This window comes from Vibrio sp. 10N, assembly GCF_036245475.1.
Lineage (GTDB): Bacteria > Pseudomonadota > Gammaproteobacteria > Enterobacterales > Vibrionaceae > Vibrio.
Genome location: NZ_BTPM01000003.1, coordinates 24,327 through 49,523 on the forward strand (window position 1 = coordinate 24,327; position 25,197 = coordinate 49,523).

27 protein-coding genes are annotated in these 25,197 nt (G+C 43.6%); 1 reads left to right on the forward strand and 26 read right to left on the reverse strand.

Annotated elements, in window-relative coordinates; translation table 11 throughout:
- Positions 1 to 2: 2 nt before the first annotated feature.
- Entirely contained in the window at positions 3 to 722 is a 720-nt protein-coding gene (locus AAA946_RS23830) for a tyrosine-type recombinase/integrase (protein ID WP_338167266.1), read from the reverse strand.
- 56 nt (positions 723 to 778) lie between these two features.
- On the opposite strand from AAA946_RS23830, the gene AAA946_RS23835 reads away from it, so the two are divergent.
- The gene (locus AAA946_RS23835; protein WP_338167267.1) at positions 779 to 1,582 is read left to right on the forward strand and encodes a hypothetical protein; all 804 of its coding nucleotides are present in this window, start codon (positions 779 to 781) and stop codon (positions 1,580 to 1,582) included.
- A 57-nt stretch (positions 1,583 to 1,639) separates the two neighbouring features.
- On the opposite strand, the gene AAA946_RS23840 is transcribed toward AAA946_RS23835, so the two are convergent.
- The 25 genes from AAA946_RS23840 to AAA946_RS23955 form a co-directional block, all read right to left on the reverse strand.
- Positions 1,640 to 2,083 (reverse strand): GNAT family N-acetyltransferase, encoded by a 444-nt coding sequence (locus tag AAA946_RS23840; protein WP_338167268.1) that lies wholly within the window; start codon positions 2,081 to 2,083, stop codon positions 1,640 to 1,642.
- A gap of 13 nt (positions 2,084 to 2,096) precedes the next feature.
- Entirely contained in the window at positions 2,097 to 2,297 is a 201-nt protein-coding gene (locus tag AAA946_RS23845; RefSeq protein ID WP_338167269.1) for a hypothetical protein, read from the reverse strand.
- 58 nt (positions 2,298 to 2,355) lie between these two features.
- A complete protein-coding gene (locus tag AAA946_RS23850) occupies positions 2,356 to 2,658 on the reverse strand; it encodes a hypothetical protein (RefSeq protein ID WP_338167270.1) in 303 nt (100 codons plus the stop codon).
- Between the two features lie 42 nt (positions 2,659 to 2,700).
- Positions 2,701 to 3,456 (reverse strand): DUF4942 domain-containing protein, encoded by a 756-nt coding sequence (locus AAA946_RS23855; protein ID WP_338167271.1) that lies wholly within the window; start codon positions 3,454 to 3,456, stop codon positions 2,701 to 2,703.
- Positions 3,457 to 3,615: 159 nt separating this feature from the next.
- Positions 3,616 to 3,918, reverse strand: coding sequence for a hypothetical protein (locus AAA946_RS23860; RefSeq protein ID WP_338167272.1), 303 nt, complete (start codon positions 3,916 to 3,918; stop codon positions 3,616 to 3,618).
- Positions 3,919 to 4,253: 335 nt separating this feature from the next.
- Entirely contained in the window at positions 4,254 to 4,499 is a 246-nt protein-coding gene (locus AAA946_RS24195) for a WGR domain-containing protein (RefSeq protein ID WP_445206137.1), read from the reverse strand.
- Between the two features lie 282 nt (positions 4,500 to 4,781).
- Complete coding sequence (locus AAA946_RS23865) at positions 4,782 to 5,483, reverse strand: hypothetical protein (protein WP_338167273.1); 702 nt, start codon at positions 5,481 to 5,483, stop codon at positions 4,782 to 4,784.
- 23 nt (positions 5,484 to 5,506) lie between these two features.
- Positions 5,507 to 6,259: a DUF2726 domain-containing protein gene (locus tag AAA946_RS23870; protein WP_338167274.1), complete on the reverse strand. Its 753-nt coding sequence runs from the start codon at positions 6,257 to 6,259 to the stop codon at positions 5,507 to 5,509.
- A gap of 107 nt (positions 6,260 to 6,366) precedes the next feature.
- Positions 6,367 to 6,960, reverse strand: a complete 594-nt coding sequence (locus tag AAA946_RS23875) for a hypothetical protein (protein WP_338167275.1) — start codon at positions 6,958 to 6,960, stop codon at positions 6,367 to 6,369.
- Positions 6,961 to 7,332, reverse strand: coding sequence for a hypothetical protein (locus AAA946_RS23880; RefSeq protein ID WP_338167276.1), 372 nt, complete (start codon positions 7,330 to 7,332; stop codon positions 6,961 to 6,963).
- Positions 7,319 to 8,485, reverse strand: a complete 1,167-nt coding sequence (locus AAA946_RS23885) for a hypothetical protein (RefSeq protein WP_338167277.1) — start codon at positions 8,483 to 8,485, stop codon at positions 7,319 to 7,321. The genes AAA946_RS23880 and AAA946_RS23885 overlap by 14 nt, the downstream gene beginning before the upstream one ends.
- Before the next feature lie 62 nt (positions 8,486 to 8,547).
- The gene (locus AAA946_RS23890; protein WP_338167278.1) at positions 8,548 to 9,414 is read right to left on the reverse strand and encodes a hypothetical protein; all 867 of its coding nucleotides are present in this window, start codon (positions 9,412 to 9,414) and stop codon (positions 8,548 to 8,550) included.
- A gap of 93 nt (positions 9,415 to 9,507) precedes the next feature.
- The gene (gene traN / locus AAA946_RS23895; RefSeq protein ID WP_338167279.1) at positions 9,508 to 13,800 is read right to left on the reverse strand and encodes a conjugal transfer protein TraN; all 4,293 of its coding nucleotides are present in this window, start codon (positions 13,798 to 13,800) and stop codon (positions 9,508 to 9,510) included.
- Between the two features lie 307 nt (positions 13,801 to 14,107).
- Positions 14,108 to 14,755 (reverse strand): hypothetical protein, encoded by a 648-nt coding sequence (locus tag AAA946_RS23900; protein ID WP_338167280.1) that lies wholly within the window; start codon positions 14,753 to 14,755, stop codon positions 14,108 to 14,110.
- Positions 14,756 to 14,872: 117 nt separating this feature from the next.
- A complete protein-coding gene (locus AAA946_RS23905; RefSeq protein ID WP_338167281.1) occupies positions 14,873 to 15,304 on the reverse strand; it encodes a lytic transglycosylase domain-containing protein in 432 nt (143 codons plus the stop codon).
- Between the two features lie 31 nt (positions 15,305 to 15,335).
- The gene (locus AAA946_RS23910) at positions 15,336 to 16,424 is read right to left on the reverse strand and encodes a TraU family protein (RefSeq protein WP_338167282.1); all 1,089 of its coding nucleotides are present in this window, start codon (positions 16,422 to 16,424) and stop codon (positions 15,336 to 15,338) included.
- The gene (locus AAA946_RS23915; RefSeq protein WP_338167283.1) at positions 16,421 to 17,551 is read right to left on the reverse strand and encodes a TrbC family F-type conjugative pilus assembly protein; all 1,131 of its coding nucleotides are present in this window, start codon (positions 17,549 to 17,551) and stop codon (positions 16,421 to 16,423) included. The genes AAA946_RS23910 and AAA946_RS23915 overlap by 4 nt, the downstream gene beginning before the upstream one ends.
- Positions 17,545 to 18,075: a S26 family signal peptidase gene (locus AAA946_RS23920; protein ID WP_338167284.1), complete on the reverse strand. Its 531-nt coding sequence runs from the start codon at positions 18,073 to 18,075 to the stop codon at positions 17,545 to 17,547. Before AAA946_RS23920 ends, AAA946_RS23915 begins: the two co-directional genes overlap by 7 nt.
- Positions 18,068 to 20,665 carry a type IV secretion system protein TraC gene (gene traC / locus AAA946_RS23925; protein ID WP_338167285.1) on the reverse strand — a complete coding sequence of 866 codons (2,598 nt, stop codon included), beginning with the start codon at positions 20,663 to 20,665 and terminating at the stop codon, positions 18,068 to 18,070. Before traC ends, AAA946_RS23920 begins: the two co-directional genes overlap by 8 nt.
- Positions 20,666 to 20,670: 5 nt before the next feature.
- The gene (locus AAA946_RS23930) at positions 20,671 to 21,390 is read right to left on the reverse strand and encodes a hypothetical protein (RefSeq protein ID WP_338167286.1); all 720 of its coding nucleotides are present in this window, start codon (positions 21,388 to 21,390) and stop codon (positions 20,671 to 20,673) included.
- A 23-nt stretch (positions 21,391 to 21,413) separates the two neighbouring features.
- A complete protein-coding gene (traA, locus tag AAA946_RS23935; protein ID WP_338167287.1) occupies positions 21,414 to 21,746 on the reverse strand; it encodes a TraA family conjugative transfer protein in 333 nt (110 codons plus the stop codon).
- Between the two features lie 2 nt (positions 21,747 to 21,748).
- The gene (traV, locus tag AAA946_RS23940; RefSeq protein WP_338167288.1) at positions 21,749 to 22,444 is read right to left on the reverse strand and encodes a type IV conjugative transfer system lipoprotein TraV; all 696 of its coding nucleotides are present in this window, start codon (positions 22,442 to 22,444) and stop codon (positions 21,749 to 21,751) included.
- Positions 22,441 to 23,793, reverse strand: a complete 1,353-nt coding sequence (locus AAA946_RS23945) for a TrbI/VirB10 family protein (protein ID WP_338167289.1) — start codon at positions 23,791 to 23,793, stop codon at positions 22,441 to 22,443. Before AAA946_RS23945 ends, traV begins: the two co-directional genes overlap by 4 nt.
- 1 nt (position 23,794) lies before the next feature.
- Complete coding sequence (locus AAA946_RS23950; RefSeq protein WP_338167290.1) at positions 23,795 to 24,589, reverse strand: TraK domain-containing protein; 795 nt, start codon at positions 24,587 to 24,589, stop codon at positions 23,795 to 23,797.
- Positions 24,582 to 25,193 (reverse strand): TraE/TraK family type IV conjugative transfer system protein, encoded by a 612-nt coding sequence (locus tag AAA946_RS23955; RefSeq protein WP_338167291.1) that lies wholly within the window; start codon positions 25,191 to 25,193, stop codon positions 24,582 to 24,584. Before AAA946_RS23955 ends, AAA946_RS23950 begins: the two co-directional genes overlap by 8 nt.
- Positions 25,194 to 25,197: the final 4 nt, after the last annotated feature.

Sequence of the window (25,197 nt, forward strand, 5' to 3'; positions counted from 1 at the left end):
GATCATCGTAATGTAATGTTATTAACCAGTTGTTTCAATTCGTTTTCTTCACTGTGGAGATAATGGTTGGTACTGGTTAAGCTTGCTTGCCCTAGTAGATCTCGAATCTTTTCAACTGACGCTCCTGCTTTGACGAGTTTTGCTACGAAATACTTTCTCCAACTGTGCGTCCCGAGTGTATATGGGAGCTTGAGCTTGGTGCGTATGACTAGGTGATGTGCGCTTGCGCTTTCAACTGACATCGGACGTTCAATCACTTGCCCGTTCTCATCCCTAGCTTGACTCCTTTTATTGGCGAATAGGTACTCTTTACTTGCACTGTAAAAGCGAGTTTCTTCGACAAGTTGTTGTATCTCTGAAGTATTGTATATCGTCGTCTGAGATCTCCGAAATGCCTCACTCTCTTCATCGGGGTTACGCGCAACTCGTTGTCGGTACACCTTCTGCTGACAAAGTTGAAACTGAGAGCGGAAGTTTCCATATTCATCATAGAAATCGTCATAGCGTAACCATGCGGCATCTGTGTAGCGCAAGCCGGTCAACGAGCAAAGTTGCGCAGTGAGAGATAGCAGAGGGTTAATCTCCCAAAGCTCATCGAAAATGCGATTGGCTTCTTCATCAGAACGCGGAGGCTTCGACTCTTCTTTACGCCTTTTCTTGCCACCGTCTTTTGTCTCAATGGCTGGCCTGATGGCGTCAATTCGTCTGTTCAATCTGGACACTGGCGATTCTCCCATGTTATATAATAAGATATTAACCCAATGTTAAGTTTTCCGAAATGTCTAGCTCTAACAGCGCAAGTAAATCAGCATGGCAGAGTTTCTATGATGCCGAACGTCATTGGCTTAAATGGGTCGATGAACAGTTTGACGTTCTTGCCTGTTTTTCACCCGACATCCTCTATAAGCCCTTCGAATTGAACAATGGCACTATCACTTGGTATAAGCCGCCGAAATACATCCGTCGAATAGTGCAAGCACCTTCCGTGGCCGTTTACGAAGAGGCTCATAACCGATTTGAAGAGGTTCTATCGTACTATCAAAAAGCGATGGAATCCGGTAAGCATACGGCCAAGCGTTATCCCGCTCGCTTTCCAGAGTTTCTAGACCCGCTTGCGTATCAGCTCACTTATGATATTCAAGATGCTTTCGAGTCCGTTGCCGTTAAGCCGGATGAGTGGGTTGCGGTAAAGCGGTTTTTCTTAGCAGAAGACCCCCAAGATGATCACTCGGCAATATGGTTGTCTGAAGTCCAATCTGTATTTCCTAGTGCAAAACTGATGACGGACGCCCTTGGCCTCAAGGCTGAAATTGTCGTTGATTCGAATGAAATATATGCGTTCAGCAATGGAGCTACACATATACAGCGTCGGTTGGCTACAGGAAAGAAATACACGGGCATGTTCAGCTATGCAAACGATGAGCGCCGAAGAGTCAAACTTGGATTCTTCATTGTAGGGCCAGAGCACGACATCGCTATCTACAAAACGATTCCGAGAAAGAAACGTAGTGATGCACTGAGGGATGATCAGTTGATTGCGTTACCATTCAGTACTGACTACTTGTTTTATCGCAAGAAGTAGTGAGCTTTCCAGATGAGTTTTGGCTTCTGGTTCCTGGTTGTTCTGATTGAACAAAACTTAGGTTCGAAAGTAGCTCGCTTGAATCAGAGCCACCCCATTTCCAAAAGGAACCAGTTCAGTAAATCCAAATTTGTACCAAAAATTTGGTTTGTCGTAGGCGTTCATTTGAACGCCGATTAAGCGTATCCCAACGTTTCTAAGCGTTTCTTCTGCAAGAGACACGAGCTCTGACCCGACGCCCTTTCCACGACAAAGAGGTTCAATGGCTGCGAACGTAATGATGGCACACGATTCATTACCAACGAGCTGTTCAACCAACACTCCCCCGCCTATACCGTCGATAGAAAAGCAATGTAAAGCCGAGTGATCGTCAATGGCCTCAAAATCCAATTCCGGTTGTTCGTAGTGAACATCACTCGACTCGTTATAGAGCTCTACGATTTTCCTTCGCACCGGTGAATAGTTTTCCCACTCGGTGCCTGTGATATGTCGTGTTTTCATTTAGATTTAGTGCCTATTTTAGTGAGATAACCATACGCTGCTTTTTGTTACCGAGATAGGCCCATTGCGCTCTATCCTTTTTGATTAGTACTTCCAATTGGTATTCAGATGCTACTTGCTCTACACATTCATCGAGAGAGAGTGAGTCATCAAATACCACTTTGGGAGCTTGAAGTACTGCTTGTCCTGTCACTGAGTACCATGAAGCTATCATATCGTATCCTCCTGAAATAACTCCATTGTAGTTAGTCTGATGTTATTTCCTAAATGTCCTATTTGAACTCTACGTGTACAACGCCATCTTCAGGGATTGGGAAACTCCAACAGGTGACATGCAACATTGAGAATGCGGCATTGATATCGATTTCAATGTGAACGTCCGGCAACTCAGCCATAGGAGAATCGGAAACTGACGCATCGACAATTTGAGCTTCGTTCTTGGTAAGCTTATTAGCCGCTTGGAGCACAGCGATTAACCATGATGTAGCCCCCTCTGGCCCTGCATCACTCGGTAAGGCTAGAACGTCGGATTTGTTGAGCCAAAACTGACCGGTTATGTCGTGAAACTGTGGCATATTTCCTCACTATATATAATACGTTAATAACCAATTATATATCTATGCCGCCATATCGGGTAACTGACCATCAAAAACCCCATTCAATATGTCATTCACCTTATGCTCTAGCTCTGCATCAATAATCCACGCATGTACGTTTCCATTTTGATATGCGACGAACTTAACCGCCCCATCGAAAGCAATCAGAGGTTCCCTGCTATCGGATAACACGTTTAGGATGTGAGGCGAATCGCAGCCGGTTAGAACCGTGAAAATGCGACAAGCATCCTCTAGCAAATCCGATTGATACCTCCACCCGTACTTGCAAAAGACATTATTAAACACGAGGCGTTTATTGAGCTTGTGACCGCGATTGGACTTGTAATCACTACTACGATTCTTAAACACGGACTCGGTTAGGTCCTGAAGCATGTTGACTCGATTCTTGAGTAAGTCATTGAAAGTGGCCGTCAACGTCGCATATGTTAGCGCCGGAGGATTCTCCATATCTTTATCAATTTCGGCTCTCTTGTCTGCACTCATCAAAGATCGGAACTGCCCTAGTTCCAAAATGTGCTGCCAGAGTTTTTGATCAACTTGTTTGGTCAGGTTCGACAAACTACGGTGCCGTTGATTTGCGTCACTCGGACTATAGAAAGTGTTGCGATCAAAGCTTAGTCCGTAGTTCGATACCGTTTTCATCAAGCTATCCGCTTCACCGAGCAAGGTAATTGCCTGAGTAAGAATCGCCTCAATCTGATCGCGTCTTTCGCAAATCTGTTTAGCATTCAGTTTCTCTTTAAGTTGGTAGTTCATGGCTCGCTCTCCAAAATCAAGTATAATTAGATATTAGCGTATTATATATAATTCCAAAATTGACAACTCTTGCCTGAGAAGAGAACCTATTGATATCGGGTATAGCTAGGTAAGACAGCGCAAAGGCGAAGTCGTTACAGCTACTTCGCCCCTAGACGTTTAAAGCTGGCTCTTCCTCCATGACAATACATCATCAACGGTAAATCCATCGTTTCTCATCATGCAGGCTATCTCTTCTGCACGTTCTTTCTTGATAAGAGCTATCTGCTCTTGAAGTGCTTCGGCCAGCACCTTCAATGTACTAAGCTCAACCTTCATCGCGCTTGAGCGCACCCGTTCCGCTGATTGGTTGCCCAACTCGACAAGTAGCTTACCAAAAACTAAATCCTCTGGATGGTCAAAGTTCATTTCCAACAACCTAGCTCTGTCCATCGTGGTCATGTTTGACGAAAAATCTATCATTTTATTATTAGTCTCCGGTGATTCAATTTGATTACGAAACGGCTGCAATTGCGTACTGTTTCAAATGAACGGTGAGTGAGTTGCCTTTTTCAAGGTATATCGATACAAACCGCTACTGTTCATTTTGGACGCTAGATTTCATATCTAACAGTTCCTTTTAACACGGTCACGCCCCAAACCAGACAGGCGAGCTAAGTATATGTTTTTCAATGTTATTAATCAAAATCCCAATCTATTAACCCCATACCACAACCTTAAAAGATGATTAGTTTTTAAGGTTAGATGCACAGATTACAAATCATGCGGGTAATGGGCAAGATAAGGGCTCATTATCATTAAGTTACAGCGTCACACAAAACATAACCCCGCTTGAGTCTTCGTTGGCATTCTGACTCAAAGAAGGCCATCGCCTCGGACTCTTCAGTGAAAGGATGCGTTCTATTCTGCCCTAACTGTGTGCCAATTCGACCATAATGTTTTTGTACAACAATATCAAATAAATCTCTCTTGTATTCCAGAGCATAATATCGTGTATTTTTTGTGAAATATAAAAAAATAAATCCACCCTTGGAATCAAACATTCCATCTACGTTGTTTTATTGTTATGTTCAGACAAATAAACCCCTATTGATAATAGGCTAGAAATTATGATAAATCTATCGTACCGCTACGCATTAGTAAGAAAAAAACACCCTGTCATAACGCGCCTCATTGACATAACTCTTGTTTTGTCACTCTTTGCGTCACTCTTATTCTTGGTCCAACTAACCACATTAAACGAGCTACTTGGAGCTGTATTAACAATTGCACTAATCGTTTTCTTTATATTTATAATGGCAAAATCAGACAAGGTATATTCACAGCTACCAAAATAACCTGTATGTTTTTTTAATGCCTATCTCTAATAGGGATAGGTTAATAAAAATCAACCAACCCGACATTGAGAACAGCAGCACTCCCCACAAACAGCTCCAATACTTCGCTACGATTTTTTCCATACCCACAAACCCGACATAAGGTGCCATCAACATAAGAATGGGAGCGACCAACGCGACAACCACTGCCCCTTTCACAGCATTCTTTAAATCTGCAATGCTTGGTATGCAGTAAAATGCAACCATGCCAACCGCAAGCAGTTCGTACCAAGCAACGGAGCGCCAGCCTTCAAGTGGTCCTAGCTCAACAGGCGTATCTACAATCATGTTCACCGCAAGTATCGTAACGATAAGCGGCGAAATGCCAATCCAAAACAAACCTTGCCGTTGATATATGCTACGCGGATTCCAACTGTGTAATACATGGCCTGACAACCCCCCTTCTCCTACTCCGTAGAGCTTGACTTGAGTTACTTTATGTCCAAATAGCCACGCAGTGAACGCATGGGATATTTCATGAAGTGGGACGCCAACAATACCAAGCACGTAGTAGACAAACCGTGTGACTGTATTATCGCCAATCATACGACCAAACAATCGCAGCAATATATTGTGTCCAACAACTATAGCCATTACCGGCATTACCAGATAGCCAAGATTAGTAAGGTAGTTGAGAATAAACTGTTCCATCGTCAATTCCAAAGGTATGTGCTTTATTTTTCAGGCTCGGTTCTAAACGAACATACAGTGCAAGTTTGAAAAGAAAATCCTCTATTGGGCCATTTCATTTCGATTTTCTCCATACCACTATTGCATCTTGGGCATGCACTCATATCTTTTTTTACGACTTTATTAGTTCGAGGTATTTTTTGTTCCTCCACCTTTTTCACAGGACTTTTTTTAATTTCGTTCGAGCGCTTTACTGTTGATGTGTTTTTCATTGGCTCTAAATTTAGGAACCGAACTATTTGCTGAATTTTCTGAGAATACCCGCGTGACGCCGTAACTCTGAATAATGGAATGCCAGCGTCACTCAATGCTTTGTTTTTTTCACCATCGCGCTTCTGCGCCGAACGAGAAGCATGGCTGGAATCGTCTAGCTCGATACACGCCAATATCTTACTATCCGTTCGACTACATATAACAAAATCAACGTGCTTTCTTGCGACTTTATTAAATGACCCAATATCTTTTGAGTTAATTGGTAGTGCTAAATCAGCTAGTCTCACTTTTGCACTGACATAGACCAATTCAAGAGGGAGTTTATTCAACAGTTGAGAAAGAAAGTTCTGTTCTGCTTTTGTGCAAAGGTAATTCGTACTACGGTAGGATGCTCTATTAAAAATGCTTAATGATGGTTTTATACCACTCTTTTTAGTGAAGGCAAGCGATTTCAATATCAACAACACAAATATCATTACGATACCTGCTGAAACTATAACCCCAAATATATTTCCTGCGAACATTAAATCTTCATTCCTTAGAGAAATGCCAGTCAATTTTAACTCATGAGCACTTTGCCAATACTTATTGCAAAATGCTCATCTTCTCAATGTCATCTGACTTATATTATTCAATTTTGTTTAATCGAATCTAACCTCTGGTATAAGTCGCTAAATTCCGACTTAATTTTTTCATCCGTACTTTTTTGCTCTGCCACCGTCAGACCTTTCCCAAATTGATCGTAGGTCAAACGCATCAATGTGTAATTGGTAAACTTGCCATTTTCGGCAACTACCTTGTTTTCAATGACCTCGTATCCGTTGATAGGCACTTCAGCTACTATTGAATCGATCAGCTGCGTGTAGTCATCCGTCGAACCTACAGACCCATCTTTAATATATGAACGCTCATTTCCCGATAATGCTTGTCCAAAGGATTTTGCCAATTCGTATTGCGCATTCAACTGGCCTTTTTTCATGGCAACATCCACTTTTTTGCTTTCGCCTATACCGACGCCATACACGCCTACTTCATCGGACTTTGGTGGATTTATGACCCATGCTGGCATCGTTGAAAGCGTAGCTTCAGCCGCTTTCTGCTCAGCCGACGTTTGAAGCTCTTTCGCCGCTAGCTGGTCTTTCACTATTTCGGTCTTCGTTGGCCCACTAGAAGCACAGCCAGCCAAAATAAGCACAGTTGCTAGGGTAGTTAGTTTATGTTTCATCTATCGACTCTCCTGTTGTCTCAAGTGAACACAGTAATGCTTTGATCCATTCACTTGCTCATAACCTTGAGCGGTAACTAAAACCCGCTCGATATAATTTTCACTCTTTAACGATACGCTCTCGGTGAGAGTATCTACTGTTTCAATCGAACCGTTACTTTCAATGGTCTTAGTTTCCAAATTCGAACTGGCCGTGACGGTCGAACCCAGCTCGTGAGCTAAATTTCCTTTAGCCAACGCGTTAGCAATAACTCTATCTTTTGAAAGGCTACCGGTTGTTTCCACGCAACCAGACGCTTCTATTGCTTGAGCGAAAAATGGCACAATCGCAGCGAACAATATCAGCGCAGACTTACCACTAACGGTTCGCATACTTACCTCGTAGAACCACAACCTCGGCCTCAACCTTAGTAGCGGCTTTAAGCTGTAATTCGCTCATGTATATTCGCACTGGATTTTCTGAACCATTATGCGCTAAATTATTCGATTTATTGTCCGAGTAATTGATTTTAACACCCTTATGACTTATAAATTTCGAACCTGCTGAAAGTGGTATGTATCGATATTTATCACCAATACTTACCTTTATCGCCAGATTATTATCAACGATATAATCATACAGTTTTCTAGTATATGGCTCTTTCTGTCTATCAGCGCTATTTTCGCTTACAGACAAGTACGAAATATAAGTTCTCTCATTATATTTGGAATTAAAATACTTATCGAGAGTATCACGTACAGGCTTAGATTTTATGTTCCAACTTGCTTTAATGGAAACATCATATCCACTTCCAGATTTTGACATTTTCGGCTTACCAAGAGTAACTTCCATTTCATTCTTGAAGTACCCGTAAACATTGTCCTGAATATCTTTGAGCGCTAACTCATATTCATTGTCATCGAGCATAGCCAGTTGAAAAAGCGTACCTTGCTCAAAAACTTGCTTTGTTGCTTCGCGGTTGGAGTTCAGGTCAGACAATATCGCATCCCGCGAAGCCATCAGGTCTGCGCGAGTCGTACCTGAACTGTTGATTTTCTTGGTTAGCTCAACAAGCTGCGCCTGTAGCTTGGCGTTCTTGGTCTTTAGCTGTTCTATTTTAGCAAGACGCTCGGGGTCGGATTTTAGTTTGGCTAAACCGTCATTAATCGCCTTCTTTGACAAACGAATCGTTGAATCACCGGTTAACACTATGCTTCCAGATTGATTAACACTACGTTTGAAGTCACTGTCCGTTACCTCTAAGAATCCCGCAGAGAGCACCTTAACTTGCTCTTTCGTTATCTTGTTTCCATCAACAACCAATGTCGATTCAACGTAGGTTCCGGCATAGTCCGTCGCAGATCTCTTTGCCTGTTCAAGTACGATACCTTTTGCGCTGGTCAGTGTGTCGTTATCACCCAACACGTATTTTTCACTTACATTAAGTACTATATGGCTTTTGTTGTCTGTTATTACACTGACTTCGGCGTAAGCGTGACCGGCTAATAAAATAGCTAATAATGGTCCGATATGTTTGGGTTTCATGTGAACATCCATTTCAAAAAAAAGCGCCAATAGCAAGGCTAAAGGCGCAAATGAGCAGGTTACTACTCTGGCTTAACAAATTCGTGTTTTTTACCTTGGGTGTAGATAGCAGGGACGATTACGCTAGGGTACGTATAGACCTTTTTATTTCCTCTCGCCTTGGGAAATGACGGTGTGTATATATAGAATTGACTTGGCAACGCCTTTGTATATCTTTTATAAAAATCATCAAAACGCACTTCGTTTTTAGTAGACGCCAACAACAATGGTGACGGTGGCGTAACTAGTAAATGTGATGCGTCATTATTCCCAAATGTAACACCATACGTATATACCTCTTGAATTTCACCATCTACTTCAAAGTGCCCTTCTTGTAATAATTCAGCCCTTACGTCCTTCGCCGTTACAAGACCAGATAATTCTCCATCGATTGTCAGAATATCGAAAGGGGAATCGTCTGTTTCAATCTCTACTTTGCCGTAATATGTAAGCGCTTGAGTTGCTGCTTGATGTGTTACTCGAACAATATAGTTTGCCGCGTCTAGCTTGCTATCAAAGTCTGATTTCTTCAACACCACAATGAAACGACTATTTGCTGCGGTATGACCTGAATTAGCTAAGTAAGCAGCGCCACCGCCAGCAACATTGATAATGCCCGTTAGATTACCTGTCAAGATAGTTAAAGAACCCAACACCACTGATGCTTCCGCACCACTCGGACGCGTCAGTTTGGCTTTAACATCATTTACTTCTTCACGCGTAAAGTCTCTCAAAGGGCTGTCATTTCGCATTAAAGACGTTTGATTGGCGATGTTGTACGCATAGCTGGCGTTGGAATCAAACTCTCGTGGTTCTACTGGCTCTGGTGTAGATTGGCAACCACTTAGAACCAATGCCGTCATCAAAGTCAGTGTTGTTTTTATCTTCATGCTAAAAATCCGTTTTGTTGTCTTTTAATTCTATTATCTCAGCTCTTTATAAATTCCAAAATCGAACATCGATATATGCTAACCAGTTCTAAATTATTGATTTCTATTCCAACCATCTTCGTATGCGTCACGGCGTATGCCATCAATGTCCACCTCTTTGAAGCGCTCTTGGTTACGCTCTAACACATCCATTCTATCATCGTTTGTTTTTAAGGATGAGCCGCTACCAGTCAGCGAGTCCAAATCTATATCAACCATATCGGTATAATTATCGGTTTTAATTAGAATCCCAATCCACTCATCCAGATTCACTTGATCCCAATCGACCTTATCCAACTCTGCTATGCCAATTCCACGACAATTCGGACTCTCAGGCGTTCCCCAATCCAGCCCCATTTGCGGTTGCTTATAGATCTGCTCCATCATGATTCTCGACAACGGGCTATCAAACGCACAATGGACATTTCGCTTCTCAATACATGCAAATAAGACTTCTGTTTTGCAGTAAGAGCCTATGTAGTGCGTAGACAGTAAATCGCGCTTCATTGCCAAATCGAGCTCTTCATCTTCACAAGCATAAATAATATTTATGAGCAAATTGAATACGACGTAGGCTAAGTAAGCGTAATAGCAATACATCAAGACCTGTCCAACAGCCGCCATTTGCGCTGAAGCTTGAATGACTGTTTCCTTTGTTGCTGTATCTACTGTGGTTTTAAAGAACAACTTAGCTACTTCATCACTGAATACACTCTTCAAAAACTCATTCGTGTATGTCATTACCGCTTGCGAGAACGTATGCATCATGCCTTCTGTTGCAGCTTCACCCGCAGCCTGTCCAACACCGGTTGCAGCATCAGCACCACTCGCCCACGGCGATGATACAAAGTTCCATGCGGCATCAGCACCTTCCGCAACGTACCCTTTGCCCATTTCCCATACACCGTGATAGCCTTCGATGTTAAATACCGCGCCGGTCATGGCATCCATACTCATCATGCTTCTAGTCAGTGAAATGTAATCTGATAGGCTGACCGCGACAGGGTTTTCACAGCAGTTTTGCATACCGCCCACGGCAATCTTGCACTCCATTGCCTCGCCTCTGAATAGCTCGCAAGTCACATTTTGGTCGCCACCGGCAGAGGCCGACTGAGGGGCAGCGAAGGATTGGACTTGTGGCGCTGAATTGGCCTGAACTTGAGGTGCCGCCGCCATAGCTCTCACGCCTAACTGCGTTTGCGCCATTTGGTACGTCTCTAAGTCGTTTTCCATCGTCTCTGCGATTTCACCAAACTTACCAGCGATGTACTTATTCATCGACTCTTGAGTGACTTGTGACTCTTCTGTGTCATGAAGCTCAGCGTTAGCAACAACGGACGGAATCGCCGCATCCATCAGATAGGCGAACGGTGCCAATACGGTTTGCATAAGCTGTTTTAGTTGGACGTTGGCAACTTGCTCGCTGTTAGCTTGGTCGTTATCTTTGAACTCTACAGATGTGGTATTGATAGCATCATAGCGGTCAACCACACAGCGCATTTCTTGTTCATTCCACACAGGAAACTGGGAAGGACAGCTCATTTCTACTGGCATAGTTTCCGGCTGCATCCAGCATTCTGACCTATTGGGATGAAGTACAAATGGACTATTACAAACTGGTGTATAGTTCGTAGTCAGTTCACGCTTACATTGATTGCCTACTAATGAGTACCCATTGGGGCAAGTATTTATAATCCCTCTCGTTTCTAGTTTTGAGCAGGTTCCGTGAATTAGGGTATAACCACTAGGGCATACTTTTACCTTATCAGCGTATTCGGATGAATAACACTTACCATTTACGTATGTTTTTCCACCACAAGTATATCCTTTGGTACCATACTCAATTCCTATATTTTCACTTGCACCACTTCTATTACATTGGTACTTACAGCTACTACTATCGAGCAATTGTGTATTACCTGTACACGAACTTGGCGTTTTGCAATAGCTTGTCCTTGATGTGGGATTTGTTAACTTTCGACAACTCCCATTACTCTCGTTAAAGCCTGAAGGACAAACAATACTTGGTGAAGAGTAACTGTACTTTTCACATATATTCCCGCTCAACGTATATCCACTTGGGCATATTGGAATAGCAGGTGTAGCCTCCTTTCTTTTACAAGTGTCACTATTAGAGTCATACGAATAACCATTAGGGCAATTTTTATTGATACTCAGCCTAACTGATATGCAGTTGTCATCTAAATAGTCAAACTTATTGTCTCCTTCTACTAACTCATAGTTTTCAGGACATTCCAAAATAGGAGGGACTTCGCAATACCCAGTTAGGCTATTTAGATCATGTTCATTATTCGGGCAGCTATTCGGAATAGTGCCATCCACATCACTGGTACACACTTCATGGAAAACATCCGTTCCTAGACGCTGTACAGCATTTCCGCAAGTGTATGCCTGTTGTCCTTTTTGAACTGCAATACATTGCGTCACAGAACTGTTATCCGCGATAACGGCATTCTGCTTGACCACTTGAATACCGTTTCGATGTGACGCAGCGTAGAAGTTCGCATCATCATAGTCGCAACCTAAGTTGCTCAAGCATTTATCTAACGTCGCGTTATAGACATACCCCTCGGCGCAGCCCTCTACGGGATAGTATCGATCAGGCGGCGATTCAGGGTCGAACGGGCGTTCAGGAACACCGACGCAGCTCATATCAGAACGGGCGTATTTGAGCATTTCTAGGTAGGCATTAACTTCACCAAAGTCTTCGTTTGGCATATCTCGAACCGGCGAATAGCAGCTTTCACCGATGCATTGTATTTGGCCGTCACAACGCAGAACCTCTTCTTCCGTTTCTTGGCCGGTACTGGCAGTAAAACCGCAGTCATAGGTATCTTCTTGAACGTAGCAATTCCCGCTGTCACCCTGTGCGCCACCGACACATTCCGTCTTTATATAGCTGCATTCAGGATCTTCTTCATATTGCTGACAGGTATTTCTATCTATCGTGTCATTATCAAAGCACGTTTCGATGCCATCCATGTTCGTAAAGCAAATTTGACCATCGTTAAACCCGCAATCAGACACAACATCAACACGCTTACAAAATGGGCTAATGCCAAGATCAAATATAGGGTTTGATTGGAAGTCGCTTTCGCAAACCTTTATGCCATTGTCGGTACGACAACCATTTTCATCGAGAGCTGGCATGTCGGTACAGGTTATATGACCGGTACAATAGCCATCATCAAGTTGTTTTTTGATCTCCAGAGCTTTGTCGATTTGCTCTAATGTAGTCCATACGTCGTTATATATGAGTTTGGTTGGATCATAGTGAATAAGAATGGAAGAAAAGCCTTCGCCACCTTTATCATCGCCACCGGAATCGACAAGGGTTTCATTCTTAAATTTGACAGTATCGTACTCACCTATTTGGGTAAATGAACCCGTGATATCAATATCAGGCCATTTATCCCAAGAGGTACTTAACTCGCAGCCTTTACCAATAGCCCAAGTTGGAAAGCTGCTATAGGGTCCAATGTAGATGATGTCCTCATTTAATGATACTCGGAAATAATCATCAAACTTAGCCCTCTCAAGCTTAGCACTGATGATAGCGTCGGGCTGAATGACCTCTAGCTCCATTTCCTCTGTTTCTAAGACGCATCGCCCTCCCCAGTAGTCATTACCTACAGTACCAACCCACGTTCTCAAACAGCCATCACCACATTCACCAATGTTCACGGGGCCGCTATGGTGTTTTATTATCCCCACCTCATAGTCATGAACAATGGTAAAAGACTCTTCAATAGCCGGAAGCTTTTCGCAGGTTTCGTATTTTGGCACATGGTAACTGTTACCACTGCTGACCAACTCTTTATCGATTTCACAGTTCGCAAAGCCTTTGGCAATATCTGGAAGATTCGCCAACACATTATCGGTGTTGTTCCACATTGGGTCATTGGTCAAATCAGGCTTCTGAGAGCTGAAGGATGTTTTCAGAATGTGATAAGCAATTTCACCGGATGTTTCTGCGGTTTCTGCCGTTTTTTGATCATATTTTTTTTGAGCTTGCTGACCTTGCAATAGGGTTTTTCCGTCATTGCCGTAGGTATTTGTCTCGGCTGGTAGGTAATCGTTGCTCTTTTGACCGGTTAACTGCTTGCTACTCGATAACACTTGCCCATTGACAATCACATCACCATCAGCATTGATGCGAGGCAATGAACGGCTGCTTAATTGCGTCGCTAATTGGTTCGCTTCAGCAATAGCATTCGCCATTCTGTCTTGCGCGTAAGCAATATGCGCTGTCAACGTCTGCGTGGTAATAATCAGCGTGTAGCTGATTGCTTTACCTACACGACCAAAGAAACGATCTCTAAGCACTTAAAAAACCCCTCCGTTTCTTTCAAATACGACATAGAGCTCAGCTCTACTCCTAGTCGATACTGAGCAGTCAGGGTACAGAACTAAGCCATTCTGAAATTCGATTTTTTCAACGCCGCACCTGGTCATTTGTTGAGCAATGTACTTCGCTTCGATGGAGCCAGACTCCAATTCAAATGCACAATAGATGGACTTTCCATTACAAATGTTTGAATGAAAATAGTCATCTAAGGTGACGGCGTTACTTGCATACGCGACATTGTTCATTTGTACCTCGATTCCCCCTTCATGACAAAGGGGGTATGTTTTATGCGACGATCTCTTCTTCAGCTTCGGCTTTTTCTACTGTTTTGGCGTTCTTTTTACTTTCAATAACCGCTTCGGCTAGTGCTTCTTCGGCACCAATTTCTTTAACTGCCTCGGTCACTTCTGACTCTTTACCTTCGTTGCGAGCAATTTCCATCGCACGGCGAGAAATATTATTAATCTGACTGGATAGATTGCGTAGGTGGCGACCTAATTTCATGACTTGCGTAGTGCGACTTTTCGATGTGACTTCACCAGCAAACCAAAGGGAGTCAATAAGATTAATACAGCGTTCAAACTTCATAATCAGCTTGAGATAGCTTGCGCATAGCGGGGAGTAGATTTTGTAGTTTCGAGAAAACTCTTCCGTGTACTTGGCCTCATCAGCCTCACACGCTTCGACCCTTTCACTGAGTTTCAAAACATCTTGATCAAAGACATCGTGTTTGGCATCAAAGATACGTTTAACTTCATCGTTGGCCGCTTCTGCTACTTGGCCGTCAGCAATGTAGTACAGGATGACATCCAGCGCGTACAAAGAGGACATAGTACGGTTGACGAAGTTCTCACACGCATCAATGCTCGATTGTGAGTTAACGACAAGTTGTCGTTCGATATTGGGTCTTGAGTATTTACGTTTGTTCGCCATTTCATTTCTCCGTTGATTGACGTTGTTGCTCGATAATAAAGTTGCTTGGTTTACACATAACCGTGCTTTCGCAACCCATCATCACGATAGAGCTGACCAGAATCAAAAGGATGATTTTCATTTCTGCAACTCCATCAAATTGATTTGTACAAGGTCGATATACCTATCTCTTGCTTTCTTTCGAGACTCACGATATCCCGCGTTATATGCGCCCACCGCTAACCAACCGTCGCCAGTTTGAGCCATGTTCTGCGCTAATATCCAAGCCCCAACATAAACATTGGTGCAGGGTTCATTAATAACACTGTTCTCGGAAACTCCGAAATCAGCGAGCCGAGCGAACCAAGAGCTATTAATTTGCATCAACCCGTAATCCGTTGTGCCATTCGTATTCGAGTCATTGATTGCGTTCGGGTCGAGCCGTGATTCTGTATAAGCAATGGCTTTGAGTAGCAATGGGTTAATATCGAACTTTTTACCGGCCTCATCAAAACAGAAGCCGTAGCTGTTCATTGAAAACATCAAGAGTATTAAAGTAACTCGATACATATATGCCAAATGCCTATTCTTATGCGCTTAACTAGTAGTAGGTTATGCAGCAGTCATTCCATTTCCACAGCATGTAAATATTGTCTTCTCTAGAAGGAATATTGCGCCACTCACCCCACATAATGGCCGGTGCGCCTATCTCATGAGCCCCGCCGTCGCCGCCCGTTCTCTTTTCTACCGTCCCATCTTCTTTCTCAATAGCAAAGACTCGGTTGTCACCGCGCTCGGGCACGGGATACATCATGTTCATCTTGTACTGAGACTTAGGAATAGTTGGAAATATCTTCGATTCACACAGTGCATCATTGCCCATCGTTTGATGCGCCAACAAACGTCGGTGCAGCGCTGCTACGGAACGTGTTGCGAGTAAACTGGTTTTGCTTGGTATCGAGCTCTTAGATTTGATAAAGCCGGTAAACGGATAGAGCTCACCCCATGCGCCAGCGCACCAATACATAGAATCTATCGGCTTGCCTACCGTCGCTGCGGCAGCGTCGGCCATACACGCGGCTATAGAGATAGGGTTAGAGAATATGGCGCTCTCAGGGTTAGCGAAAAAACCAAGCTCAGAGTCCATCCAAGTGGGGTCAAGCTCCGATATGTACATTAAGTCCATATCGATATACCCATCACCACAACGGCTTGGATAGAGCATTTCCAAAAGGACCAATAGCGGGTAAGCGTAGTAGTGATAGTGCCAAAACGCGGGTTTGTCGCCCTCTAAGGTTTCTGTACTGCCGATATTGCCTCTCATACGTCCATTAGTTATCGACATATCGGTGCCATTGAGTGTCATCATGCAATCTGGCTGACGTACTAGTTCAATCAACCTTGATGGTTCGTACATCGCTTGAGTAAAGCCAGGTACAAAAATGCCGAGGTCATCTTGGCAGGAGCAGAAGACTTTATCTGAAGCTGCATCGGGCGCACCGCCTCCATCTGGACCCAATGTAATACCTGCCAGTTTGATCGGATACATAGCATTCCACGGCACATCAGAGAACATGGAGCTATCCAAGATACCGGCATTTTGACACTCTCCAAGATTTGACGGCGTAGCCCCATACGTCGTACCTGCTGTCATTAACAAAGCTGATAATAGAAAGGCATGTGTTTTCATCGAACGCCCTCCATTCTGACTTCATCAATAATGAAATAGTCGTCTTGGTTATTTGCGGTCACAACAGACGGAACCGCTCGAACATCAAAGGCACTGATAATGTCTGAGTTCAATTGAAACACTTCAGCGCCAAGGTATCTTTCAACACTTTTCACTGCATCCCACTTCAATGAGTTATCAAACTTGGTCGTGATGTATTTCGTTCTCAGTGTCGATTCAGGCAAAGACTTCACGTACTCCAATTGCGTTTTATCCGTGGCATCAAAGACAACTAAGCGTTGTGTAAAGGGCATGTGCTTTAGCGTATTAAACTGCTGTCCTTTTAGTGCGATGACATAGCCTTCTTCCGTGATGATGTCTTGCTGCAAAATCAAATCTGGACTGAAAGTACGACGCTGTGTTTTTTGAACTTTAGGGAGCGTTAGGTATTGGCGATTATCCCAAAAGCGCTCTTTGGCCCCATCAATGAGCGCTTGCTTATCCAGTGCATTAAAACGCTCTCGAAGGATATCTTCCAAGTCACGTTCTGCTATTTTCGTTGTCGCACCAAACTCACCGATAAAGCCCGTTTCGCCTCGTTTTAGTTGGTCAGCTAACCATGTCAGATTTGTAATACCCGACGCCGATGCCACCAACTTCGAACCATCGTAGGCGAGTACTTGCGGAACATACTCGGCTTTCACAGCACGAAACGGTCTAGGGTCTAGGGTAACGTTAGGCACCGTATCAAAATCTGCCACCAAACGAATAATGCGTTTTCCCGCGTCCGTAATAGTTCGTTCTTCTGGCAATAATCCACGAATTACAAACGATACGTCTTGGCGGTGTTTATAGGCCATCAGCAAGTTGCGAAGTTCTTTTTCCCCCATAGAGGCAGATATCAGCACTTTATAGTGCGTTCGTGATGGACGGTGTTTAATAAGTTCTTCACTGGCATGTGAACGCGCAATAGACTCACTTGCCATAATAAGATTGTTAATGTAATCATCCGTGAGTAATGCGGTTCCCTGTTCAATGGCCGTTGCCTTTTGACTAGCTAAGTCGTGCGCGGCTGTGGCGCTGCTAGTGTGGGAGTGCATCGCCACAATGGACGACATTAGAAGTGCGCTGAGTCTGAGGTTTACCATATCGGTGTCGCCTCGCCCACAATCTGACTGACATCGACCAACCCGTAGTAGCGCGAGTCGTAGCTACGTTCAGCAGTACCAGTGAAGAAAATCTTTCCTTTGCCAACAGTAAAAGTGCGATAGAGTGTTTCAACGTCAAGGCCAGCTTTTTTTGCTACCGCAAAGCCGTCTGCGACCTTTCTATCATTCACAAACACGCCATGTTTATTAATAACAATCGTATCGCCTTCAATACCAGAGGCGTATTTTCCTAGCCATGAGCCGTCCTTAAAATAGGGTTCAAGATTTTTCGCAGAGAACGCATATATATGGCCTCTTTGTATCTCTCCAACTTTCTTATCCATGAAGTAGACTCGATATTCTTCGATACACCTCACCTCTTGAGGGTCGATTGCAATCGAGTAGTGCTTGCTAAAAGCTGTTATAGCGATATCAAATACAATCACCATGAAAATGCCCAACCAAATCATTTTGATTGGGAACGACAATGGATGCGAACGCTTGCTGCTCTTAACTTCACTCATTCGCGGCTCTCTTGATGCCGTCTTGCTTAATATCTGTTATACGGCGCTGTAAAGGAGCCACTGTATTGATAGACAACATCGCTTGCGCAGCGCTCTTCGCTTCTATAGCACGTAAGTTAGCGGTCAGAAAAGAGGGCTTTTCAATGCTATATCGAAGCATTTCACGTTGTTTTACGACTTCCATCATGGCATTTTCAGGACTAAGCCCCATGCTTATCTGGTCATCAATAGCCTTGTTGTCATTAGGGTTCGTTGAAAACATCATCACGCGCATTGGGTCTACGATTAAGCGACCAATCCCCATACCCACGTTTGAGCTAAAGAAGATCTCTGAATAATGTCCTTTTTCAGTGGTAACGCGCTTGAGCAATCGATACGCAGCAGGAGGAAGCGACATGAGGTTGTTTTCTTCAGCTTCCGATATGGTTGAATCCTTTTGCTTTAAGATGAGCGAGTTTGCTGCGTTCTCGGCTATAGCCTTTGCAGCTTCGGACTTCTGCAAATCTTTAATGGACTGCGTAACAATAACGCCGGCACCGTTATACTTTCGCACACGACGGAATGCTTTTTCCATAAACGCAGTAACCGCCGGAGAGTTACCAAGTAAGTCCCAAGCCTCATCGATAATGACCAAACGCTTTATTGAACGGTCATCTTTATACTCATCGTACAGAGCATGTGAGATCTGAACCATGAGCATAAAAAGAACCACAGCTTGCAGTCTTGGTGTTTTATCTAGACCATCAAGTTCAAGTACGTTGAAGTCACCTTTGAACTCGATATTGTGCGGCTTATCAAAGTACTCGCCAAACTGACCTTTTGTTGTAAACGCAAACAACTGGATACCGATATCACGAACGCGTGGATCGTCTTGTTCTATACATAAGTTGGCGACATCATCAATTAACGCGGCACGACCTTTTTTCTCCCAAACCAGAGTCAAAATTCGCTCGATTTCCGAGTGCTGTAAGTCAGTAGGAGCTTCACGCGTAAAGGCCATTGCAATAATACTACCGGCCAACATTTCCAATGAGTCTCTAAACGCCTTTTCATCCCCTTCTGGGATCATTGTGAATGGATTAATCGACAGCGTATTGTTTTCATTGAACGCGGTATAATTACCTTCAAAAGACTTTGATAGCTTCTTGTAGCTCTCACCGGCATCAATCGTCCACGCCTTATGCCCCATAGACAGGTATGAGCGAACAATCTCATTGGTAAGGAAACTTTTACCCGCACCACTTTCGGCGTAAATCAGAAGGTTATAGTTGGTTTGAGAGTCAAAAAGGTCGAAGTTCATAATCTGACCCGATCGACTCACGAACTGTAAGGCAGGTGTATTGGTCCCTTTCCACTCTGCAAAGATAGGCAATAGAGGGACTGCATGTTTGGTTGTCATTGTGAAATAACGTTGACTCTGATTCACCGCTTTTTCACACGCCCCAAAAGGTAAACTGGTAATAAATGATGGTATCGAGAAAGAATCCTCTTTCATCATGTTCAAGCCAGTTTGCTGCATATAACCTTGCAGCGCAGTAACGCCGTCTTCCGCATCTGTTTCACTATTTCCGAACACAGCTGCATTTAACGTCACTTTAACAGCTTTATTGTCCTTACGAAGTGCTGCGTCCACTTCTTCTAAATCATCGTTGATCTCTTTTATGAGTGGTGCGAAGCGAGTAAGTGCAGAAAACGTATTGCGAATATAACGAGTTTTTTTGCTCTGGACCGCCCCTTTAACAGATGAGTGATCGGGAAAACTCATGTTCAGAGTGATCAAGAAATTCTGAGTTACGCAGCCATGCCCATCAAAAATATCCCCAAACCAACCGAACGCCGCTCCGGTGTACGTATTTTTTGGAAACCTACGAGCTGTCAACATATTGACATGAGTTTTATGTTGACCATTACGAATAACAACGCCGTGGCGCGTTTTTTCAATCAACGTATCCTGTTGGCAAACTTGTTCGTTAAGTGGTGTGTCTTCACACGCCTTTGTTTGAGTCACCTTTCGCCATTCCGCATCAGGTGTCCAATGCAACATCGTATCTAGCAGCGACAAGTAACGATCATTGGTTACTCTTAGAGGATCTAAATGCGCCTTCTTCAATCGCTCTTCCATCTTTCGACGTATTGCCACTAGTGTCTCGATATCTTCAGCGCTCTTCTCTGCTGAAGATATTGGTATTTTAAATGTTAAGACCACTTGAAAATTGCGTACTTTTGTCGCTTGAATGGTTTCAACCGGCTGACTCGTTCCTCCCCATAAGAAACCGAGGTGAGCATTATGAGAAGCACGCATCAATTCATCTTTGCACTTGATTCGCAACTTTTCAGAAGCCGAAAGAAACGCTCTAATATCAGGGTTCGCCCACAGCGCGAACTGCAAGGTTGAGTTCACTGGATATGGATCATTAAGCATCAATTGAATCGCGGCGACCATTTGGCTATCCCAACCAGATACAGGATTGCAAATGTATGAAAACGCCATCGTATCGTCATCGCACAAAAAAATGTCGTTACTTTTATCAAAAGCTAGCGGCCTAAATAATTGTGAGGCGCTATTCTGATTAAACGAAAATTTGAACATTGCTGTTACTCCATGTTCTCAGCTAACCAACCAATAAAAGGCTTTGGCATCCCTTCCGAATAGACACCGTTCGAGGCAACCAAAGTAGGTAGTGTTGATATATTTAGAAACTGTGAAAAAGCGTATGTTTTGATGACTTGCTCTTGAAGGCAAAAGGTAGCCGTCGTGTCTGTGGCACTATCTGGCTCCTGAACAATGGAACTCACGATTTGACTTGCCTGTTTTGATTGAACACGACATGCAAATGTCAACAGACGAGTTACTGAGTCCTCCGTCGCTTCTACTGAGGTAAAAACAAATCTCAAACGATACGCGCTCGCGTATTTATTAATAATGTGAACTTGCTCTGATGCACTATCTGAAGTCGGATCGATGAATATCGTTAACGTCTTGTCATGGTGATCATTGACCGTAGTTTCAAATAAACCAGAGCTATCAAGCTTTAACGATTCCAATGGCATTACTCGACGGGATTTCTTGAGCTCTAGCCTTGATGTTACTGGCTCATTCTTCCACATATCGAACAATTCTCCTTTCACGACGTATCTCGGATTATCCGTGATAACCACCGTTTCACCTTTTTCAAACATTACTATCGAACGTGAATTTGGAATGTTCTCTGCCTTTTCAACCGTTCTAAATGCAATTGTTGGATCGGGAGCATCATTAGCAGACGCACCAAAGAACACCAGTAATAAAGCCAAAACGGTGATTGCTCGATACATAACTAACGCACCCCCTCTTAGCATTAAAGGCCGGCTGTGAACATTGATGACAGAATACTAGGTGTGTAGTTCAGACCTAATGCACAACCGACACCAATGGCAAAGGCCATCAACGATTGCTGCACCATACCCACGACGATACCAATAAGAACGAAGCCAATTGCGATCCCTTTACCAAGTGATCCCGAGATCCAATCAGTCATCTGCGAAACCCATGTATCGAATGTACTGTCTGCTCCCGCCAAAGCACTAGAGTTCATCATGAACACCAATGCCAAAAGGGAACAAAGGAACAACATATTCATTTGTCCATTGGTTAGTTCAATCTTGCTGACGTTTAGTTTAAAGTTTTCCATTTCTAATCTCCGTTTTGGGTGTTTTGTGGAAACATTTGTTGCAGTTTTTCAATTTCAGGCGGTGGCGGCACAAACGCTCGCTTCTTCGGCTCATCGCCTTGTGGGTTAGTAGCGGTCGTCTTAGTAACCACCGGTTTGGTTAGTGTTGTTTGCGGCCTATTCAGCTGAGAGCTATCAGCGATAGTCCACTTCTTTTTTTCCATATCAGTAAATAGAACTTTACTCATATGCAATGTGTCATTGACATCAACCCAAGGGCTAATCCAAATTCTCATAACCTTTGCATCGCTTCTAAGCGCTTGACCATCATAGCTGTACGAGTAGGGCATTTTCGGTTCAACGACTGTTGCGGGTACATAGACCACTTTCGGCTTGGGTTTGCCTGTATTTATCTGCTTGAAGTCATTTCTAGGTGCGTAATTGTCTTTCTTGATCTCTCCTTTCTTATCAGGGCTCAATGTTCCTTCTCGCATCGCTTCTAGCTCTGCTACAGTCATTTGCTTACGTTCGCCGTCTTCGACATAAGTGATTGTTTCATTCTCTTCAATGTCACCATTCGTCGCTTTATAGATAGTCCTTGAGCTTGCACAAATACTGCTTTCCGAGCCCATCGAACACGTAAACTCAGATTGGCCTATTGAGCATCCAGACAATGCCAATACAGAAAGAGCTAGTGTGGAGTAATTGCGATATATCATAGAGTCGTCCCTTCCGTAATGACCATATCAACTGTGCGCCCCGCAGATACTTCGATAACTGGGTGCATTGCATCGGCTAACTTGAGGTAGTAATCCGCTAACTTGTCCATAGCTCTAGAAGCACCTTTAGCAGCGCCCCCCTGAACTGCACTTGGCGAAAACACATCCTGATATTGCTGAGTACCATTAGATTCCGTTGCTATAACCGGAACAGGTGTAACATTGAATGCACTAGCCAAACCGGATGCGAAACCAGCCATCATTGTATTGGCAAGAACAGTAGAATTTCGTGTAACTAATATGCCTTTAATCCCAGCTTTGCCGTCTTCTCCCACTGCGTAGGACGCGAACGATTGTTCAATGACGGTGCCATCGTCTTTAACGCACGTTATAGATTCACCTCTAAAATGCGCTCGCTCAGAGCCCAAGTCGCCATAGCCAGCCATCAAAGCAAAACACTCTCTCACTTCTTGAAGGGTGCGAAAATTAGGGAGAATGGCCTCTTTCTTAACTCGAACGAGTACTGGCATTGGCTGTTCTTGTGCGCTTGATGTTGTCGGAGCATCGACACCGGTAATGAGTACGCCCGTAAGCATTGCCCCTTTCGGTAGGTATATTTCGGATTGTCCTTCTGACACCGCCGCCACTTCAGGCTCAATAATCATGAGAAGCGCTTCATTTCTTTCTTCTGATACCGAAGCAACAGGTTCGGTATTGCTCGACGCGGCTTGCGTCGAGTCTCCATAGCGAAATGCTGAGCTATTATCTGTTTGTGCAGACTTCTTGCGTTGTGGCACTGGCAAGTTCGGAATTGTTGTCGAATTGGTGTTTGCGGAAGAAAATTCTGGCCTTGACATAGGTTGACCGTGACTCGTTGTCGATGAATTACCTCCCGTTAAGATGGTACTGACTTTATGTTTCTTTAGCGCATATTCAACGGCATCACTCACGCGTTGATTCACGTTAGTTTCTAGGTCTGAGTTTTGTTGTTTCAGTTTGACTAACTCTGCTTCTGTTTTCTTTACTGCCTTTGCCAGTTCCACAGAGTTCACTGTTTCTTTTTTCAACTTTTTGTTTTCATCCCTCAAACGCTGTACTTCTTTTTGCTGCTTTTCTTGCTCAATCGCCATCGACTTCATTTTGTCAGCTATTGCATCAAGCCCCATTTCACGCGTTTGTTGGGAGGTAATGATGTTAGTTACATTCGTTTCCGGCACTCTCTCTCGCTTTGTGGGCGCATTTATTTCGGTGATCGTGACCGATACAGCAAAAATAGCGATGAGCGCTAATCCCGCGTATAGCTTCGATATTTGTGACGGTTTTAAGTACTTGGATAACCACTTTGTCATACTAGCCCCCAATCAATGACTTTCGATCTCGCTTCACCCCAACCGACGGTTTGTTGCGGTAAAACATGACGAAAACTTCAGAGACTTGATTTGGTTTTAGTACAGTTTTTGGATAGCTAGCTACCGCGATAACGTCATTCGAACCGCAGTTATTTTCTTTAAACTCAATGACACTTTTCGAACTGTTCTTAACCGTACCAATGCTAACCACGTAATCGCCGCCACTCGCTAACTGGCCGCGATAAAAATCGAATATCAGCCCTGATTGAGTACATTTCGGAAGATACGTCGCAGACACGCCACGCAGTGAGTAACCTTCTGGTAGATCACCTTTACCTAGTTCATTGAGGACACGCTCAATAGTTTGATCTCGGGGATAGCTTCGCTCAAAGCGCTGGGCCATCGCGTTAGATGAGAAACTATGCGTACTACCAATCTCAATTTGTTGAGGACCAATCGCCTTTGGCTTTAGTACAACGGGAATCGCCACCGTTTCATCGCCTTTTTCCGTCACAAAGGCCGCGATATCATTCCTGTTGCCTTTTCCGGTAGACAAATAGATCACATTGTCTTGTTGTTTGTAGACCACCCCTCCCACGCTATCCATTTTGAGAGAAGGATTGACGAATGGCGTAACAATACGGTTAACATGAGAGTTTGATATAACGTGAACTTCTGGCTTATTTGCATCGCTTGCCGTACTCGGTAATAAGCCGTCAGTCATACTTGCAAACTGTGTAGAAAGTACATTTGCCGAGAACACCAATACTGTGAGTGTGACCATCAATCTAACCATTCTTCTCAGCCTCCTTTGCTTTCTTCTCTTTCCATTTTCTATCACGAGGGGCTTCGTCGTAGACGTTGATATATGTAATGGATGGTGTGTAATTGTTCACATCGAACTTAAATTCGTAAGTACGAATAAACTTATTACCACTGTTCGTTGGTCCTGATATTCGACCTTTCCCTGTCACAAAAGTAACACCGTCTTCTACAAACGCTCTCTCAGGAAAAAACTGCATGGTCAATCTATCTTGAACAATGCCTTTAAGCTGGTCATGCATCGCCGATTTAACATCTTCGTATATCTCCGGCGACACATACTCCATTACTGATGCATCCGTGTATTTTGCAGTTGACGGTGTGATATTCCCGAGCGCTGTGGCAACAAAATAACCTAACTTTTCATGGTTAGCGTCGTTCATCCAATTTGGTGAGATCGCCGTTTCCTCGCAATAATCTGACAGCCCATTTATCACCACTGTTTCTTGCTGCATGTTCATAACAAGAGAGCCGGATAACAGCACTACCAAGACTGTATTGCTGACCATGTGAAACTTTTGCGATGAATGGAGGAACTTGAAGTTACTTGTATATTTTTTGAAGTCCATTACTAGCATTCCA